General features: G+C 28.8%; 18 protein-coding genes. 5 read left to right on the forward strand and 13 right to left on the reverse strand.

Going from position 1 to position 17,745, the window contains the following annotated elements:
• Nucleotides 1-5: 5 nt before the first annotated feature.
• The 11 genes from rseP to ACQY5W_RS05260 all read right to left on the reverse strand — a co-directional run bounded on the left by rseP (nucleotide 6) and on the right by ACQY5W_RS05260 (nucleotide 11,549).
• Nucleotides 6-1,058 (reverse strand): RIP metalloprotease RseP, encoded by a 1,053-nt coding sequence (gene rseP / locus ACQY5W_RS05210; protein WP_428023892.1) that lies wholly within the window; start codon nucleotides 1,056-1,058, stop codon nucleotides 6-8.
• Nucleotides 1,059-1,066: 8 nt separating this feature from the next.
• On the reverse strand, nucleotides 1,067-1,612 hold the full coding sequence (gene pgsA, locus ACQY5W_RS05215) for a CDP-diacylglycerol--glycerol-3-phosphate 3-phosphatidyltransferase (protein ID WP_428023893.1): 546 nt from the start codon (nucleotides 1,610-1,612) through the stop codon (nucleotides 1,067-1,069).
• On the reverse strand, nucleotides 1,612-2,391 hold the full coding sequence (locus tag ACQY5W_RS05220; protein ID WP_428023894.1) for an enoyl-ACP reductase: 780 nt from the start codon (nucleotides 2,389-2,391) through the stop codon (nucleotides 1,612-1,614). Before ACQY5W_RS05220 ends, pgsA begins: the two co-directional genes overlap by 1 nt.
• Nucleotides 2,391-3,278, reverse strand: a complete 888-nt coding sequence (gene dapA, locus ACQY5W_RS05225; protein WP_428023895.1) for a 4-hydroxy-tetrahydrodipicolinate synthase — start codon at nucleotides 3,276-3,278, stop codon at nucleotides 2,391-2,393. Before dapA ends, ACQY5W_RS05220 begins: the two co-directional genes overlap by 1 nt.
• A 9-nt stretch (nucleotides 3,279-3,287) precedes the next feature.
• Nucleotides 3,288-3,752, reverse strand: a complete 465-nt coding sequence (locus ACQY5W_RS05230) for a globin (RefSeq protein ID WP_428023896.1) — start codon at nucleotides 3,750-3,752, stop codon at nucleotides 3,288-3,290.
• On the reverse strand, nucleotides 3,733-5,013 hold the full coding sequence (locus tag ACQY5W_RS05235; protein WP_428023897.1) for a M16 family metallopeptidase: 1,281 nt from the start codon (nucleotides 5,011-5,013) through the stop codon (nucleotides 3,733-3,735). The genes ACQY5W_RS05230 and ACQY5W_RS05235 overlap by 20 nt, the downstream gene beginning before the upstream one ends.
• Before the next feature lie 70 nt (nucleotides 5,014-5,083).
• Nucleotides 5,084-6,145 carry a quinone-dependent dihydroorotate dehydrogenase gene (locus ACQY5W_RS05240; protein WP_428023898.1) on the reverse strand — a complete coding sequence of 354 codons (1,062 nt, stop codon included), beginning with the start codon at nucleotides 6,143-6,145 and terminating at the stop codon, nucleotides 5,084-5,086.
• A 55-nt stretch (nucleotides 6,146-6,200) separates the two neighbouring features.
• Nucleotides 6,201-7,910: an ABC transporter ATP-binding protein gene (locus tag ACQY5W_RS05245; RefSeq protein ID WP_428023899.1), complete on the reverse strand. Its 1,710-nt coding sequence runs from the start codon at nucleotides 7,908-7,910 to the stop codon at nucleotides 6,201-6,203.
• Between the two features lie 66 nt (nucleotides 7,911-7,976).
• Entirely contained in the window at nucleotides 7,977-9,278 is a 1,302-nt protein-coding gene (murJ, locus tag ACQY5W_RS05250) for a murein biosynthesis integral membrane protein MurJ (protein ID WP_428023900.1), read from the reverse strand.
• Complete coding sequence (locus tag ACQY5W_RS05255; RefSeq protein WP_428023901.1) at nucleotides 9,268-10,821, reverse strand: endonuclease/exonuclease/phosphatase family protein; 1,554 nt, start codon at nucleotides 10,819-10,821, stop codon at nucleotides 9,268-9,270. Before ACQY5W_RS05255 ends, murJ begins: the two co-directional genes overlap by 11 nt.
• A gap of 77 nt (nucleotides 10,822-10,898) precedes the next feature.
• Nucleotides 10,899-11,549 (reverse strand): ferritin family protein, encoded by a 651-nt coding sequence (locus ACQY5W_RS05260; RefSeq protein ID WP_428023902.1) that lies wholly within the window; start codon nucleotides 11,547-11,549, stop codon nucleotides 10,899-10,901.
• A 175-nt stretch (nucleotides 11,550-11,724) separates the two neighbouring features.
• Between ACQY5W_RS05260 and ACQY5W_RS05265 the strand changes: the two genes are divergently transcribed.
• Nucleotides 11,725-12,129: a Fur family transcriptional regulator gene (locus tag ACQY5W_RS05265; protein WP_428023903.1), complete on the forward strand. Its 405-nt coding sequence runs from the start codon at nucleotides 11,725-11,727 to the stop codon at nucleotides 12,127-12,129.
• Nucleotide 12,130: 1 nt separating this feature from the next.
• Here ACQY5W_RS05265 and ACQY5W_RS05270 read toward each other — a convergent pair whose 3' ends face one another.
• Complete coding sequence (locus tag ACQY5W_RS05270; protein ID WP_428023904.1) at nucleotides 12,131-13,051, reverse strand: calcium/sodium antiporter; 921 nt, start codon at nucleotides 13,049-13,051, stop codon at nucleotides 12,131-12,133.
• A complete protein-coding gene (gene ybeY, locus ACQY5W_RS05275) occupies nucleotides 13,052-13,471 on the reverse strand; it encodes an rRNA maturation RNase YbeY (RefSeq protein ID WP_428023905.1) in 420 nt (139 codons plus the stop codon). It abuts the gene before it with no gap.
• Between the two features lie 167 nt (nucleotides 13,472-13,638).
• On the opposite strand from ybeY, the gene ACQY5W_RS05280 reads away from it, so the two are divergent.
• The 4 genes from ACQY5W_RS05280 to ACQY5W_RS05295 are packed head-to-tail and all read left to right on the forward strand — an operon-like array spanning nucleotide 13,639 to nucleotide 17,745.
• Complete coding sequence (locus ACQY5W_RS05280; protein WP_428023906.1) at nucleotides 13,639-15,561, forward strand: TonB-dependent receptor plug domain-containing protein; 1,923 nt, start codon at nucleotides 13,639-13,641, stop codon at nucleotides 15,559-15,561.
• The gene (locus ACQY5W_RS05285) at nucleotides 15,561-16,058 is read left to right on the forward strand and encodes a YfiR family protein (RefSeq protein WP_428023907.1); all 498 of its coding nucleotides are present in this window, start codon (nucleotides 15,561-15,563) and stop codon (nucleotides 16,056-16,058) included. The genes ACQY5W_RS05280 and ACQY5W_RS05285 overlap by 1 nt, the downstream gene beginning before the upstream one ends.
• Nucleotides 16,055-17,302, forward strand: a complete 1,248-nt coding sequence (locus ACQY5W_RS05290; RefSeq protein WP_428023908.1) for a diguanylate cyclase domain-containing protein — start codon at nucleotides 16,055-16,057, stop codon at nucleotides 17,300-17,302. The genes ACQY5W_RS05285 and ACQY5W_RS05290 overlap by 4 nt, the downstream gene beginning before the upstream one ends.
• A gap of 38 nt (nucleotides 17,303-17,340) precedes the next feature.
• Nucleotides 17,341-17,745: a thioesterase family protein gene (locus tag ACQY5W_RS05295; RefSeq protein ID WP_428023909.1), complete on the forward strand. Its 405-nt coding sequence runs from the start codon at nucleotides 17,341-17,343 to the stop codon at nucleotides 17,743-17,745.

Here is a 17,745-nt window from a genome sequence, read left to right on the forward strand (position 1 = left end):
AACTCCTACTTTAATAATCTATTGATATCATTATAGATACCTAAAAGCATAAGTGAACCAAGTATAATCCATCCTGCAACTGTTAAGTATAAAAATACTTTATCACTTGGTTTTCTTCTTGCAATTATTTCATAAAGGTTAAACATAATATGCCCACCATCAAGGGCAGGTATAGGAAGAAGGTTTAAAACTCCTAAGTTTACAGAAATAAGTGCAGTAATCGATAATAAAGCTATGATACTAGATTGGCTAGCTTCAGAAATTACCTTTCCAATTGTTATTACACCACCAACTTCACTGCTAGGAATAACACCTTGGATTAGTTTTTGTACACCTTTAAAAATCATTTTTGATGATTCAACTGTTGTATCATAGGCAAAAACTATAGCTTCAATTGGTGTCAAATTTAAAGTAACTACTTTTGGAGCAGGAGCAATACCTATCATTCTTTTTTTGATTTTTTCTTTAAAAATATTTTCGCTATCACTAATATGAGGATATATTATTTTACTAATAACAACACCATCTCTTTTAACATAAAAATTTAATGCACCCTGTGAATTTATAATATATTTTCCTATATCATTCCATTGTTTGATATCAGTATCATTTATTCTTAAAATTTCATCATTAACTTGTAATCCAGCTTTATATGCAGGTGAATTAACTACAACTTGACCAATTGTTGGACTTAAAGCATTGGCTCCAAGTATGGCAATTGTAAAGTATAAAATAGCAGCTAGGATAAAATTAGCAAATGGTCCAGCAAAAAGTATTATAATTCTTTGCCAAGGTTTTTTGTTGTTATAAGAGTCATTACCAACTTCAACTAAGCCAGGTTTTGTATCATCTTGACCTTTCATTTTTACATATCCACCAAGTGGGATTAATGCAAATTGCCAAGTTGTTCCCATCCAATATTTAGAGAAAAGTTTTTTCCCAAAACCAATTGAAAAAACTTCAACTTTTATTCCAAAATATCGTGCTGCTAAAAAATGTCCTAATTCATGGAAAAAAACTAAAAATGAAAGAACAAGTAAAAAAGTTATAGTACCCATAAATATCCTTAGTTTTTAAAATAGTCTCTTGTATATTCATAACCAGAATATATTGTTAAAATAACTGCTAACCATAAAAGTTCAGTTGCAAAAGGCCAATTCATTATTAAAAATCCTATTGCAATCATTTGAATTACAGTTTTTATTTTTCCAGCCATTGTAGAAGCAACATCTTTACCTTCAGCTACTGCAACAACTCTAAGACCAGTTATAAAAAACTCTCTAGATAATATTAAAAATACAGCCCATGCTGAAGCTCTATTTATTACCATAAGACCTAAGAAACCTGCAAGCATAAGCATTTTATCTGCAAGTGGGTCTAAAATACCACCAAGTTTTGTCATTTGATTCCAAGAACGTGCGATAAAACCATCAAAAAAGTCCGTAACAGAGGCTATTACAAAAATTAGTCCTGCAAAGTAATCAAGCCAACTTGGATGCCAAGAAGAAAATAGGCTTGAATCTCTGTCAACTAAGAACCATAGCATTAGCGGAGCTAATGCTATTCTTAAAAGTGCTAGTATATTTGGTAGATTTAGTGCTTTTGATGACATTATTTAAAAGTTGTCCCACCATCAACGATTAATGTATGACCAGTAATCCATGAGGCATCATCAGTACATAAAAAGTAGCAAGATTGAGCTAAATCTTGAGGCTGACCTATTCTATTTAAAGGAGAGTATTCAGCAGTTTTTGCTTTAACTTCTTCATAGTTTGTAAATGCTTTAAGTGCATCAGTATCAATTGGACCACCTGAAACTGCATTTACTCTAATACCCATACTTCCAAGTTCTGTTGCTGCATATCTTACCATTGCTTCAACAGCAGCTTTATTTGTACCATGTCCTGCATAATTTTCGATATAAACTAAATTACCAGTAGAACTTAAAGAAACAATAGAACCACCACCAATTTTTTCCATTCTTTTTGCTGCTTGTTGTGCTCCACATACAAAGGCATTAACAGTTGCAGTATAGATGTTATTTAAACCTCTAGGTTTTAATTTCATAAATTTACCATATCCACCAACAACAGCTCTTCCATAAATCATTGCATTTGAGATAAAGAAGTCAACTCTATCAAAATCTTTGTCAATCTCTTCAAATAATTCTTTATATTTTTCAGGTTCTAAGATATTAAAAGGGTATGCTCTACATTTTACACCAAATTTTTCTTCTACATCTTTACAAATATCTTCTGCAAATTGTTGGTTAGAATTATATGTAAAAGCAACATTTATTCCATTGCTTGCAAATTTATAAACACACTCTTTTCCAATACCTTTTGTACCACCAGAAATTACTAATGTTTTTCCATTCATACTATTACTCATTATTTTATCACCTCATAATTTTTAATTACTTCTTCAAGTTTTTTCATTGTAGCTGCACTTGGAGCAGTCAATGGAAGTCTATACTCCAAAGTATCTAAAAGACCTGCAATATACATTGCTGCTTTTATTGGAATAGGATTTGACTCCACAAATAATACTTCATTTAAAGGAAATAAAGTATTATTGATATCTCTTGCTGTGTTATAATCACCTTCAAATACACAATGAACTAATTTTGATTTCATATTTGGAAGAAGATTTGCAGTAACAGAAATAATACCTTTTGCTCCATTTGCTAGCATTGGAAAATCAATTGAATCTACACCTGATACTACACAAAAATCAGATCTTTGAGAGTTGATTTCGATAGTTCTTTCAATATTCCCTGTTGCTTCTTTTATTGCATAGATATTTTTTACATCATCAAACAATCTAATTGCTGTTGAAGCTTCAATATCAACCCCAGTTCTTCCAGGAACATTATAAAGCATAAAAGGGATATCTACACTATTAGCAATTGCTTTATAGTGTTGATACAATCCCTCTTGACTTGGTTTATTATAGTATGGAGCTACAGATAAAATACCATCTGCACCAACAGCTTGTGCATGTTGAGCGATATCACATGCTTCATGTGTTGCATTAGAACCTGCTCCTGCAATTACTTTTACATTTGTTCCTTTACAAACTGCAACAGCAATTTCAATACACTCTTTGTGTTCATTATGAGATAGTGTAGCACTCTCTCCTGTAGTTCCTACTGGAACAACAGCATCAATACCTTGAGCAATTTGTCTTTTAATTAAATATTCATAGCAATTAGTATCAACTTTTCCATTTTTGAAAGGGGTTATTAATGCTGTCATTGATCCTGTAATTATATTCATTCTTTTCCTTTAAATTTTTACTATATCTTCTGGTAATTTTAAACCAGTATCTACATTTACTGTATGTTTTGAAAATGTCTCTAAATAGTTCCAAAAACTTTGTTTTGCCTCTTCAGAAATATCAACTTTAGCCAAGATTTGTTGCATACATCCTAGCCATTCTGTTCTTGCCTTTTCAGTGATTGAAAAAGGTTCGTGTGCCTTTATCATATCAAAGTGTCCAACTGCTTCAGTATAATATTTTGGACCACCACAAGCTTCAATGAAAAATTTTACGTTGTGAGCTTTTACTTTTGCTAACTCTTTTTCATCTTGTGGAAAAAAGTTAGAAATATCACTATCAACTAATAAATCATAAAAATCATTGAATAGCTTAACTAAACCCTCTTCACCTAATTCCTTATAAAATAAAGGTGTTGGTAAGTCGAAGTCTGGCTTCTTGCCAAATTCTGTTTTAGTTATCTTGTAATCCATTTTTATCATCCTTTCTTAAAATTAAAGTTGTAGAGTTATCTTCTTGTAAATATTTTTTTGCAACTGTTACTATATCTTTTACTTTTAAGTTTTGAATGTTTTCTTCATATGAAAAAAGAGGTTTAATATTATCTCTTACAAAATAACTTCCATACAATGAAGCAACAGAACTAGAACTCTCTAACGAAAATATAAAATCAGCTTTTGTATTGATTTTAATTTTTTCTAAATCTTCTTGAGAGATTTTCCCTTCTTTGATTTCTTCAATTATGTTTAATATCTCTTTTTCAACATCTTCTGCTTTTACACCTTCATTACAACTTGCAACAAACATAAATAGACCAGGGTCTTTTAGCTCCACATTGTAAGCATAAATAGAGTTTACTAATCTTTTTTCATCTACAAGTTTTTTTTGTAAAAGAGAACTTTTTCCTGAACTTAAAAGTTCACTAAGAGCTGAAAGAGCTATTTGATCTTCATGTTCAAAGTTAGGTATATGATAAGAAATAGCTAACATTTGAACTTGTGAATCTTTTTTTATTATAGCTCTTTTTGCCCCATCAAGTTTTGGCTCAACCATATGAACACTTGCAGGAATATCTTTTTTGTTTTTTATATTTTCAAAGTGTTTTTTTACTGATTCAAAAACATCATCTTTGTTTATATCTCCTGCAATAACTACAATTGCATTTTTTGGTTGATAATATGTACTATGAAAATCTTTTATATCTTTGATTGTCCATGTTTTAATATCACTCATAAATCCAATTGGAGTCCAATGGTATGGATGGTAAATATAAGAGTTGTTAAATAGTCTAAATTGTAAATATCCCATAGGGTTATTATCTGTTCTCCAACGTCTTTCTTCTGCAACAACATCACGCTCTGGTTGAAACTCTTTATCTTTTAGTGTTAAATTTTCCATTAAATCAGCAAAAAGTTTTAAAGATTTATCCATATTCTTAGAGCTTGATGTTATGTAATAATGAGTATAGTCAAAAGATGTTGATGCGTTGTTAACTCCACCAAATCCTTTTACTATTTCATCAAATTCACCAGCTTTTAGGTTTTTTGTTGATTTGAAATTTAGGTGTTCAAGCATATGAGCTATTCCACTTTTACCCATAACTTCATTTCTGCTTCCAACTTTATAAAATATATCAGTAGATACAACATTTGTACCATTATCCATAGGAATAGCTACTATTTGTAAACCATTGTCTAAAGTTTTAGTAAAATATTTTGGTAAGCTATTACTCATTAATTCTCCTGCGAATATAAATAAAAGTGAGAATTGTATCAATATCAATTTAATCACTTCTTAACCTTCTTTATTTTTTTAAATCAGCGCCAACTGCTTGTTCTATATTAGAAAAACCATCTTCTTCAAGTAATTTTAAAATTCCTTCGTTTATTTTTCTAACCATTGCAGGACCTTCAAAAATAAGTCCTGAATAAACTTGTATTAATGAAGCACCAGCTTTTATTCTTCTATAAGCATCTTCTGGTGTAGAAATTCCACCAACAGAGATAAGTATAGTTTTTCCAAAAAGTTCATTGGCTATTTCTTTAAATAGTTGATAAGATTTTTCAGATAAAACTGCACCACTAAGACCTCCAAAGCTTTGACATCCTGGAAGTAAATCATAATCAATAGTTGTATTTGTTGCAATTATTCCAGCAGCTCCAGCTTTTACTGCAGTTTTACATAAATCAATAGCAACTTTTGCTTCCATATCAGGAGCTATTTTTAAAAAGATTGGTTTATTTGTTTGCTCTTTTGCCATAGAAAAAAGTTCAGTAATAAATTTTTCATTTTGTAAATCTCTCAAGTTTGGAGTATTTGGACTAGAAATATTTATAACTAAATAATCACTAATATCTTTAAATTTATTTATTAAAACCTTATAATCACTAAGTGCCATATCTTCAGGTGTAGTTTTATTTTTACCAACATTTGCACCAATAGGAATAACATAAGGGAAAACTTTTCTTAGATTTTTAGCTACATCATAGGAACCTTTGTTATTGAACCCCATAGCATTTTGTACTGATTTTTGTTCAGGGTATCTAAACATTCTTGGCTTTGGATTTCCATCTTGAGCTCTTGGCGTCATTGTTCCAATTTCTGTAAAACCAAAACCTAAAGCCATCATAGATTCAATCATAGTGGCATTTTTATCAAATCCAGCAGCCAAACCTACAGGGTTTTTAAAGTTTATTCCTAAAATATTTTGAGATAATCTGTGGTCGATAACAAAATTTTTGTTAACCATGTAGTTATTTAAACTTCTACAATAAGGTAGTTTTGTTAGTCCAAACTCAGCAATATGATGTGCAGTCTCAGGTTCAAATCTAAATAATACTTTTTTTAATGTGTTATAGCTAAACAAATTTTTCCTTTTTTTAATCAGATATTTTATCTAAAATATAGTAAATATTTCTTTATTAAATATTTGCTAAATTATGAAGTCTTTGATACTCTTTACAGTTTTTAAGCAGCTCTTCTTCTGTATCTTGACAAACAATTTTACCATCTTTGAATACTGCAATTCTATCAGCACTTTTAATCGTACTTAATCTATGTGCAATAACAAAAGTGATTTTATCTTTACTTACTTCATCAATTACTTCAGAAATAATAGATTCACTCTCATTATCAAGAGCTGATGTTGCTTCATCTAAGATAAGTATTTGAGGATTTTTATATAAGGCTCTAGCTATTGCTATTCTTTGTCTTTGTCCTCCACTTAAATTTGTACCAAATTGATCAAGTTTTGTATGAATTCCATTTTCTAAAGAAGTAACAAATTTATAAGCATGGGCTTGTTTTAGCGCATTAATAACTTTTTCTTCATCTATTTCTTGTCCATAGGCTACATTTGCTGCAATTGAGTCATTAAAAATATATACCCTTTGTGTGACTATAGATATTTGATCTCTAAGGGATTTAATATTTATATCTTTTATTGATTTATCATTAAAAAGTATTTCACCTTCACTTATTTCATAAAATCTAATAATTAGATTTACTAAAGATGATTTTCCTCCACCACTATCTCCCACAAGGGCGATTTTTTCTCCCCTAGAAGCTTTTAGATTGATATTATCTAAAGCAGTAAAACCATCATATTTTAGTTGTGTATTTTTAAATTCTATTGTTTGAATATCTTGTGGAAATGAATTATCTCCTGTAAGAATAGTTGCTTTAGTATTAAATATTTCATTAACTCTTTCATTAGCTGCTAAGGCATCTTGCATCTTATTATATAAACTTGATAATCTTTTTACAGGTGTATAAAGCATAAAAAGTGCTGTCATAAAAGAGAAAAATGAACCAACAGTTAACTCTCCTGCAATTACTTTATGTCCACCAACAATTATTACAACTGCAACTGCTATAGCACCTAATGTTTCCATAATAGGAGAAACAAGTTCATTTGTTTTTACTGATTTTAAATTTATTTGAAAAAAATTGTTATTATGTGCTGCAAATTTTTTTGCTTCCATAAATTCAGTTGAATTTGCTTTTATTATCTCTATATTATTAAAAGTTTCACTCAAGTTTGTAGTAATATCAGAGTTTGATTCTTGGGATCTAAAAGATAGTTTTTTCATCTTTTTTGCTAACACTGTAAGAGGATAAACTGCCATAGGAAGAACAACCAGTCCATAAAAAGCTAATTCTGCACTTTGATAAATCACTACACCAATTAAAGCAACTATTGTTAAACTTTCTCTAATAAACTCAGCTATTTGACTTGATACTGCTGATTGTATTCTATTTATATCATTTGTAATTCGAGAAATTAATTCTCCACCATGCCTTTTTTGAAAAAAATCAATATCTAAAGTTAAAACGTGCGCTAAAAGTTTGTCTCTTACAATTCTTACAATATCTTGTCCAATGTATGAAATATAATATGCTTGAATATATGCTCCAAATCCTTTTGCAAAATATAATCCAACAACCATAAACGGTAGAAACTGTAGCATTTGAGCATCTTTTGCTATAAATATCTCATCAAGTAATGGTTTAATAACATAAGCACTTCCACTTGTACCACCAGCAACCAGTGCCATACCAATAAAAGCATAGAAAAATTTTAATATGTAATTTTTATAATAGGGTATATATTGTTTAAAAAATGCGTTCATTAAATTCCTGAAATCTTATAATAAAGGTAGATTATATCTAAAATTTTTAATAAAAAGATAAAACTTTTATTTGCTAAAAATAAGTTGTTTAAATTTTGAAAAACCAAACTCTTTAATGGTTAGAAAAAATAGAATAAATCCACTTAATGTTGAAGCAAAGGCAAGTCCAGCTGCCCCATATGGTGTTATTAAAAGAAGTGAAAAAACTATATTAAAAGCTAAAGATTTCATAGAGATTTTTGCAGCTAAATATTGTTGTTCATGGGAGTATAACCAAAGTGAAAATATTTTTGCTATTCCAAAAGGAAGAAGACCTATTAAATACATAGTCAAAATTAGTGCAGTATTTTTTGTATCAAGAGCTGTAAATGCTCCCCTTTGAAAAAGTAGTTCAATAATAAATTTATCAAAAATTATACCAATTAAAGTTGCACATAAAAGGAGTGCTGTTAATATAAAAGTTGATTTTTTCATAAGTTTTAAGGCTTTTGCTTCATCTTTATTTTTAATTGCACGAGCTATCATTGGAAAAAGTGCTATTGAAGTTGCTATGGCAAAAAGTGCTAAAGGAAGTTGAAAAACTCTATTTGCATAATATAAATATGAGATAGATCCACTTACTAAAAAAGAAGCTAACCAAGTATCTAAAAATGCTGAAATATGAGAAGTTGAACTTCCAAGAGTGGCACTTACAAAATTTTTGTAAAACTTATTTTCACTTATTTTCATTTTTCTAAAGGTAAATATTTTTTGTAAGTTTTTATTTTTTATTGCTAGAAAGTGAACCAAAATTTGTAAAAAACCACCAACTAAAACACCATATGACATGTAGTAAGTTATCTCATATTTTTCTAAATCATTTGAGATAAGTAATGCACCTATAAGTGCTAGATTTAAAAGTGCAGTTGAAAATGCTGTTGTGGCAAAGTGATGTTTGTATTGTAATAGAGCAGCCATAAAAGTAACTACAAATATCATAGGTAGATAATAAAAGTTTATAGCAACAAGAGGTGCTGCTAAATCAATAGTTTTATCATCAAATCCCAAAGCAATAACTTGGGTAATAAATTTTGAAAATAGAGTTACTAAAAGTGAAATAAATAAAATCAGAGCTAAAAACTGTAAAAATATGGCACTTGAAAATCTAATTTTATGGTTTGTTTTTGCATAAGCAGGAATAAAAGCTTGGGTAAAGGCACCTTCAGCAAAAATTCTTCTAAACAGATTTGGAAGTTTAAAAGCAACAAAAAATATATCAGAGTAGATATTTGCACCTAAAATAGAAGCAGTAAGTAAATCCCTTAAAAATCCCAAGATTCTTGATACTAAAATTCCACTACTATTTGTAAAAATAGATTTAATCAACATATTTATAGTCACTTTTTTTATAGATTATTATTTGTGGTTTTGATTTGTAAAAACCTAAATGAGCGTTTATTATAGTGATTTTTTGCCCATTATTTGGTAAAAGTTCTTTGTTTTTTGAATAAACTTTTATTTTTTTATTTTCATTTTTGAAAATATAGTGAAAATAGTTATCTTTTATTGTGCCTGTTATATTTGTAATGATTTCATTTTGAAATATGTTATTTTGTATATCAAACTTTGAAGCATCCAAATATAATGATTCTTTATTGATATTTTTTTCATGATTATTTAAAATTGTAAAATCAGTTATTTCCAAAAGTCCATTAAACTCTTTTATTTTATTTATTTTTAGAGTATAGACTTTGTTGTAATCTAAATTATCAATATTTTTATAAATAAAAATAGCTCTATTATCTTTTTGTTTTACAATAGCTATTTCACCTGTTTTGTATAAAAGTAGAATATCTTTTAATATTATAGGATATGATAGATTGTTTTGAGAATAAAGTTTATCAATAAAGTTTAATTTTTCAGATTCATATTTTGGCTGTTTGCTAGTGCTAAAACTTGCAAAAATTGGAAGGTGGTCAGAAAAGCCACTATTTTTATGGATATTGTTTTGGATTTTCCATCTAAAAATCTCTTCATTTTTAATTAAATAGTTTGGTTTAAATACTCCAAAACTATTCTTTTTATATGAGATATTTTTATCATCAAACATTGACTTTGGTAAAATAATATTATCAGGTGTTTCATTTTGTCCTTTAAATTTATAAGAGTATCTTTGAGTATAATTTAACTCCAACCATAAATTATAATGAACCCTTTTTACTTCACTTAAAATTTTATTAACAGATATAAAGTCATTTTCATTTCTTGTATTTAATACATCATTGATACCAGTTAGGTTGTATGTATTGTTTAATTTTGAGTATTTAAAAGTTTCAAATTCATTGTAATTTGAGTTTAAATCTCCCAAAATAATATAATCAATATCTTCATCTAACTTATTTATATACTCTTGTATTGTTTGAGCATATAACACTCTTTGGCTCTCTTCATTTCTTTTTGAAGGCCAGTGATTATTAAAAAGTAAAAGTTTATGATTATCAATAATTATACTTACTTTTAGAATAGGGCGATTAACTTTTGAGTGTTTTACATTTAAAAGTTCAAAATCAGTAATCTCATATTTACTAAGTATCGCTAATCCCACACTTGAAGTTTTGTATTTTTTAAATATATTATATTTGTATTGAGGTAGATTTTTTATTATTGCATTAAATGCTTCATTTGATTCAATTTCTTGTAAAGCAATAATATCTTTATCTAAATCATTTATTACTTTTATTATATTATTTAGTTTTGTTGTGTAGGTTTTTTTGTTCCAGTTTGACTTGGTATTTGGTATAAACTCTCTGTATTCTGTTTTATCATACTTTAAATCAAAAAAATTTTCCACGTTGTATGAAGCTATTGTAAAATCTTTTGCAAAAGTAAAATTACATAAAAAAAGTATAAGGGTTAAAGCTTTAAATATCATACGGGATTATATAGTTTAAAGCTTTAGAATATGGTAAGTATTTTGGGTTATTTGAATAAATCAAATAACCTAAATTTTTATTTTTTTGAATTTAATCTTGATTGATACTCTTGTGGGTGTTTACATACTGGACAAACTTTTAAAGCTTTTTTACCCCTATGCACATGACCACAGATTTCACAAATCCACTCTTCTTCCTCTTCACTTACATGCTCAGCACCACTATCAAGTCTTTCTTTTAGGCTTTTGTACATATTTTCATGTTCAATTTCAATTTTACCAATCATATCTAGCATTCTAGAAATATCCTTGTGTCCTTCTTCAGCTGCAATTTTTGCAAAATCTGGATACATAGTAGTATTTTCATAACTTTCACCATCAATAGCATACTGTAAGTTTTCACTTGTATTTCCAAACTCTTTATCATAGTTTAGAACATTGTAAGCTTTTAATTCCAATTTGGCGTGCATTTTTTCATTATTTGCTGCTCTTTGAAAATGTTCAGCAATATCCCTATAACCCTCTTTTTGAGCAACTTTTGCAAAATATTCATACTTGTTTCTAGCCATTGATTCACCAGCAAATGCTTTCATAAGTACAACTGATGTCAAGTCTGTTGTTATGCACTGCATTTCTTGTCCACAGCAAGATAATTTACCACCACCGACATTTGATACTTCAACTTCGTTTCCACATACATTACACTTATAACTTTCATGTTTTTTCATTATATCTCCTTTTATTTATTGGATAATTTTTTTCTTTTGATAATTATAATTATATATAACTTAATCTAATATAATAGTTAAATAATAATTTTTTTCTTTAACAAAAATTTATCTTACTTATAATAGTATTTCACAATTAGTATAAAAGTGATAAATATACTTTTAAGGAGGGCTCATGGAAAATTCAACAAGATTGTTAAAAGAATTTAATTTGAAAGTAACACCTCAAAGAGTAGCTATAGTAGATGAACTTTATTATAAAGGTCATATAAATATTGATGAGCTTTACGCAAGTATGTTAAGTAAGTTTCCATCTATTTCACTAGCAACGATTTATAAAAATGTAAATTCGATGGTAGAGAAATTTTTTATATCTGAGGTTAAGATACCTAATGAAAAATCTGTTTATGAATTAATAAAAGAGGAACATTCTCATTTAGTTTGTGAAAAATGTAAAAAAATCGAAGATATAAGTATAGATACTTCAAGTGTTTTAGAAGAATTAAACTCTCAAAGTGACTTTAAAGTAAAACGTGCAAATGTAGTTTTTACAGGTGTATGTTCTTCATGTTCAAAATAGCTTACATAAAGCTATTTTGAATTACTAATCCAAATACTACCATTAGGGCAATACCCGCACTTTTATTATACATTTTGTTTGCAGTTATAAATACTAACATAAGTGATAATATAAAAGCAGCTGCTATATCAAAAAAGTTTCCACTTAAATCCACATTTAAAGGATTTACCATAGAAGATAATCCTAATACCATAGTAAAGTTAGCTACATTTGAACCAATAATATTTCCTATTGCTAAATCAGCTTGATTATTTAAAGCAGCTTTTATAGAAATTGTAAGTTCTGGTAAACTTGTACCAAAGGCTACTAAAAATAGACCAATAAGCCATTCACTTATTCCAAAACTTCTAGCGATACTTGTAGCACTTTCAATAGCAAAATCAGCCCCACCAATAGTAAGAATAAATCCAATTATTAAAAATATACCTGATTTAGCCCAGCCAAAAGGCTCTTTCTTTAACTCTTCATCAGGTTCTTCAACTTGATTTGATGATATTAAAAATAGTAAAAAACCACACATTAAAAATAGGAATAAAACTCCATCAAGAAAGGTAAGTTTCCCATCTATACTCATAAGTATAAAGATTAGAATAGGAAATAAAGCCCAAGCAGAATCTTTTGCAAATAGATCTCTATTGGGAACTATTTTTTTAGCTAATAAAAATACAGCTCCTAATACCAAAGCGATATTAAATATAGTACTTCCAATAACATTTGCAACAGCAATATCTGCACTTCCTTTTAACGAAGCAGAAATTGATACTGCCATCTCTGGTAAACTTGTACCTACTGCAACTAATGTTGCACCAATAACAAAGGGTGAGATATTATAATGAAGTGCTATTTTTTCACTTTGTTGTATTATAAAATCAGCTCCATATATTAATGCAGTCATTGAAATAATAAAAATCAGAATATCCATTTATGAATTCCTTACAATTAAACTATCTGGAAGATTGTATTTTTTGATTAGCTCTTCTTCTTTAATTCTATGTTCTCCATTATCTACTTCATGGTCATAACCCAATAAGTGAAGCATACCGTGGATAAAAAGAAGTGTTAATTCATCTAAAAAACTATGATTGAACTCTTTTGCCTTATCTTCAACAAAATCAACAGAAATAACAATAGAACCCAATGGCATATTTGGCATATCATACTCTAAAGGGAAACTAAGTACATCTGTAGCTTTATCTATATTTCTATGCTCTTTATTTAAAATTTGTATTTCATCATTTTTTACAAGTATTAGTTCAATATCTTTTGGACTAAGTTCATTTTTTATTATTTCCAATGATGTTATATCTATTTCTATTTCTGTTTGATTATCAAAGTCAATCATATCTACCCATTTAATTTTGGCGGATTATAGCTAAATTAGTTAAATTAGTAAATAAATAAAACCTTTTAAGTTAGTATTATTTGTTATTATTTTTATTTGTAACCAAAATGTGACCAAAATGTGACCAAAATTTTGATATAATAAAATAAAAAGGTTTAGGTCACTTATTGTATTCTTTCAAATATTGTTTTTTTTCAACTTTACTTATTACTACATCACTTATAGCAAAAAATGATTCTACAATTGATGCTACAAATATTTCTTTTGAAGAACTTCTTAATACTGAATATATTCCAGCAAGTCATATTGCCAATCAATTAAATAAAGCATCTTCTGCTGTAGCTGTTGTGACTGCACAAGATATTAAAGATTATGGTTACCGAACTCTTGGAGAGATTTTGGGAAGTATGCGTGGTCTTAATGTTTTTCAAAATTATGAATATGGTTTTTTAGGTGGACGAGGATTTAGTGCTCCAGGAGAATATGCAGGGCGAATTGCTGTTTTGATTGATGGATATCGTGCTGATGATGCTATGTTTGGACAAGCTTACTTTGGAGAAGATGGAATTCTTGATGTTGCTATGATTGATAGAGTTGAATATGTTCCAGGTGGTGGCTCAGCTGGATATAGTAGTGGAGCACTTCTTGGAGTCGTTAATATCATCACAAAAAAAGGAAGTGATATTGATGGTGGAGAATTTGCTCTAGGTTATGGAAGTCATAACAGTAATAGAAAAAGAGCAGCTTTTGGTAAAAAATTTGATAATGGACTTGAAGTTCTTTTAAATGCTTCAAAGTATGATACAGATGGACGAAGTTTTACTTATAATATTAATGGAATAGATACCACTTTTGATAAACAAAATAGTGAAAAAAATCATCGTATCTTTTTTAAAGCTTCTTATGAAAACTTTTCATTGGAAAGTGCTTGGCTAAATCGAGAAAAAAATATTCCTTATTATCCTATTTGGGCTATAGAGTCTCAAATTTCATTCTTATCTACAGATAAAAGCAGATTTACACAATTAAAATACGATAACGATATTGTTTCTACGTTAAAGCTTTCTGCTTCTCTTTGGTCTGGAGAGTATCATTATTTTTCACATGATACAGTATTTTCTTCTCCTGATATAGACAACTCTTTTTTTGATGCTAAATGGTTTGGGGGAGATCTAAAACTTGTATCAACTGCTTGGGATAATCATATTTTATCTTTTGGAACAGAGTATCGTAATGATTATAGTTTAAGGTATTTAGATAATTATATTGAAGTAGCAACAAATACGGAGTATCCTTGGGAAGAAAAATATGAAAACCGTCAAACTTATAGTTTTTATGCTTATGATGAATACAAACTTACTTCATCTTTAAATCTAAATTATGGGTTTAGATATGAAAATGGCTATAATGGATATCATGCAATCAGCCCTCAATTAGCTGTAAGTTGGCAAGCTAAAGATGACACGTTATTTAAACTTTCATCCGAGCAAACACATCGCCGAACTACTGTAGATGAAGGAGATACACCTACTCCTGAGATGGCTAAAACAACAGAGTTGATTTTAGAGCAAGATTTTGCAGAACAGACGAAACTGGTTGCCTCGGTTTTTCGTTATCATATTGCTAATCGTATTGGATGGACAGCTCAATCTGATATAGTTACTAAGGGAGTAGAAATTGAACTTGAAAAACAGTGGGAAAATAATATGCGTCTTAAAAGTAGTTACACTTTTCAAGATGCAAAAGAAACAGATACGAATTTAACTCTTGCAAACTCTCCTAAACATCTTGCAAAATTAAATCTTTCAGTTCCGCTTGTATCTGAAAAGCTTCGTATGGGATGGGAAATGCAATATGTTGGAAAACGTCCACTTGCCACGTATGATAAAAAAGAGTATGCTCCTAGCCATACTGTGACCAATCTAACTTTTTCTTCACATAACTTTATTCCTAAAAGTGATATTTCTTTTACTGTACGTAATTTAATGGATAAAAAATATGGTGATGTAGTAAACCAACAAGGTAATGGAGATTTGTATTATCCAAAAGATGGACGTACCTTTTGGTTTGAATGGAGGTATAAATTCTAATGAAACAGTTAATATTATGTTTTATACTTCTTTTAAACTTATTAAAAGCAGATGCTTTACCCGAATATACACTTAAAACAGCTTATTTGTATAATTTTGCTCTTTTAACAAATTGGCCAGAAGATGAAAAACTAGATGATTTTAATATCTGTTTTTATAAAAAAGATTTTGGAGAGTCTTCAGATATTTTAAACAATAAATATTTTAAAAATCAAAAAATCAAGGTTTCTACAATTTCGAGCTTTGATGAGGCTAAAGCATGTCAAATTGTATTTATTCGAAAAAATCAAGAAGAAAAAGGTAAAGAATTAATTCAAGAACTTTTAGGCAAACATGTGTTAATAGTAAGTGAAAATAAAAATCTTATAGATTCTCATATTACTATTTCAGAAGATAATCATAAGTTAGCTTTTGATGTTAGTTTAAAAACATTAAAAGAGAGTAATCTTATAGTAAGTTCTCGTCTTTTAAAATTAGCAAGGAGAATTATTCAGTGAGTTTTTTTATAAATTGGATATTAAAACAATCTATTCTAAAAAAATTTATTTATTCAAATATTTTTAGTATCATAATTGCTTTAGTACCTATTATTTTTGTAATGGTAATTTATGAGTATTATTCATTAAGAAATACAACTTTAGAAAAAGTCTGGGTTCAAGCTGAAATTTTAGGAGAAAGTTCTTCTGCTGCGTTAGCATTTCAAGATAATACTGCTGCAAAAGAGACTTTATTAACTCTTTCTGGTGCACGTGATTTAACTGAAGCTCATTTGTTATTGCCCAATGGGGATATTTTTGAAAGTTTTTATGGTAAAAATAAATTAAAACATAGTAAATCAATAATTGATTTTGATTTAATTTCTGAAGAAAATATTACTTTAACACATATAATTATTAAAAAGCCTATTTATTTACGGTCTCAATTTGTAGGTTTTTTGGTTTTAAGTAGCAGTTTAGATCAATTTTATAAACGTTTAGGCTGGTACATTCTTATTATTTTAGCGACAAGTAGTTTTGGCTTTCTTTTAGCTTGGTTGATGGCAACACGTATTAGTAAAATGGTTACTAGCCCTTTGAGTTCTTTGACAACTGCCACACAACGTATTATACAAGATAAGGATTATACTATTGAGATACCTGAACATACGAATAATCCAGATGAAGTTAGTACTTTGTCTAATGCTTTTGGAGAGATGATATCTCAAATTAGAGAAAGAGATCTTTCTCTTCAGCAACTTGCGTATTATGATAGAGTTACAGGCATTCCAAACCGACACTATTTTGAAGAACGTATTAATCAAGCTGTGACAAATGCACGAAAATATGGAACCTTTTGTTACCTTTTGATGATAGATTTAGATGATTTCAAAATAGTTAATGATACATTGGGGCATAATGTTGGAGATGAACTTTTACGATATGTAAGTAATAAATTAAAAAATACAATGAGAAAAAATGATAGTATTTTTAGAATTGGTGGAGATGAATTTGCTGTAATTATTGAAAGTAATTCTAAAGAAGAACCTGTAAATTTGATTGCTGAAAAAATTATACAATCAGTTTCAACTCCTACAATATTGGAAGGAAATGAAGTTAAAGTAGGTGCAAGTATTGGTATAAGTTGTTTTCCTATTTTCTCTAGTGATGTATTTACTTTAATGAGTACAGCTGATGTAGCAATGTATGCAGCAAAAAAAGAAAATAAAAATACTTATAAAGTGTATGATGAAATTTTTAAGTAAATAATTTATAAAATACAAGAAAATTTAGGAGTGAAGCTATGTCATTGGAAATTGGAGCAAAAGCTAGTATAGAATATAAAGTAGAAGATAAGGATTTAGCAAAGAATTTACAAATATCAGCAGAAGATAATTTCCCAGAAGTATTTGCAACAGCTAGAATGGTAGCACTTATGGAGTGCTCAGCTGCAAAGATGTTATTACCTTTTTTAGAAGATGGACAATTATCTGTTGGAGTTGAAGTAAATATAAAACACCTTGCCCCAACACTAAGTGGTGATGTAGCTGTTTCAACTGCAACTTTTGAAGGTATGGAAGATAAGCTTTATAAATTTAGTTTAGAAGTTGTTGATTCAGCAGGAGTTGTTGGAACAGGAACACATACAAGAGCAATAGTGACAGAAGAAAGACTTATGAGTGGAGCAAATAAAAGAGTAGGGAAGTAA

Origin of the sequence: Arcobacter sp., assembly GCF_050300555.1 — a bacterium.
Classification (GTDB): Bacteria; Campylobacterota; Campylobacteria; order Campylobacterales; family Arcobacteraceae; genus Arcobacter.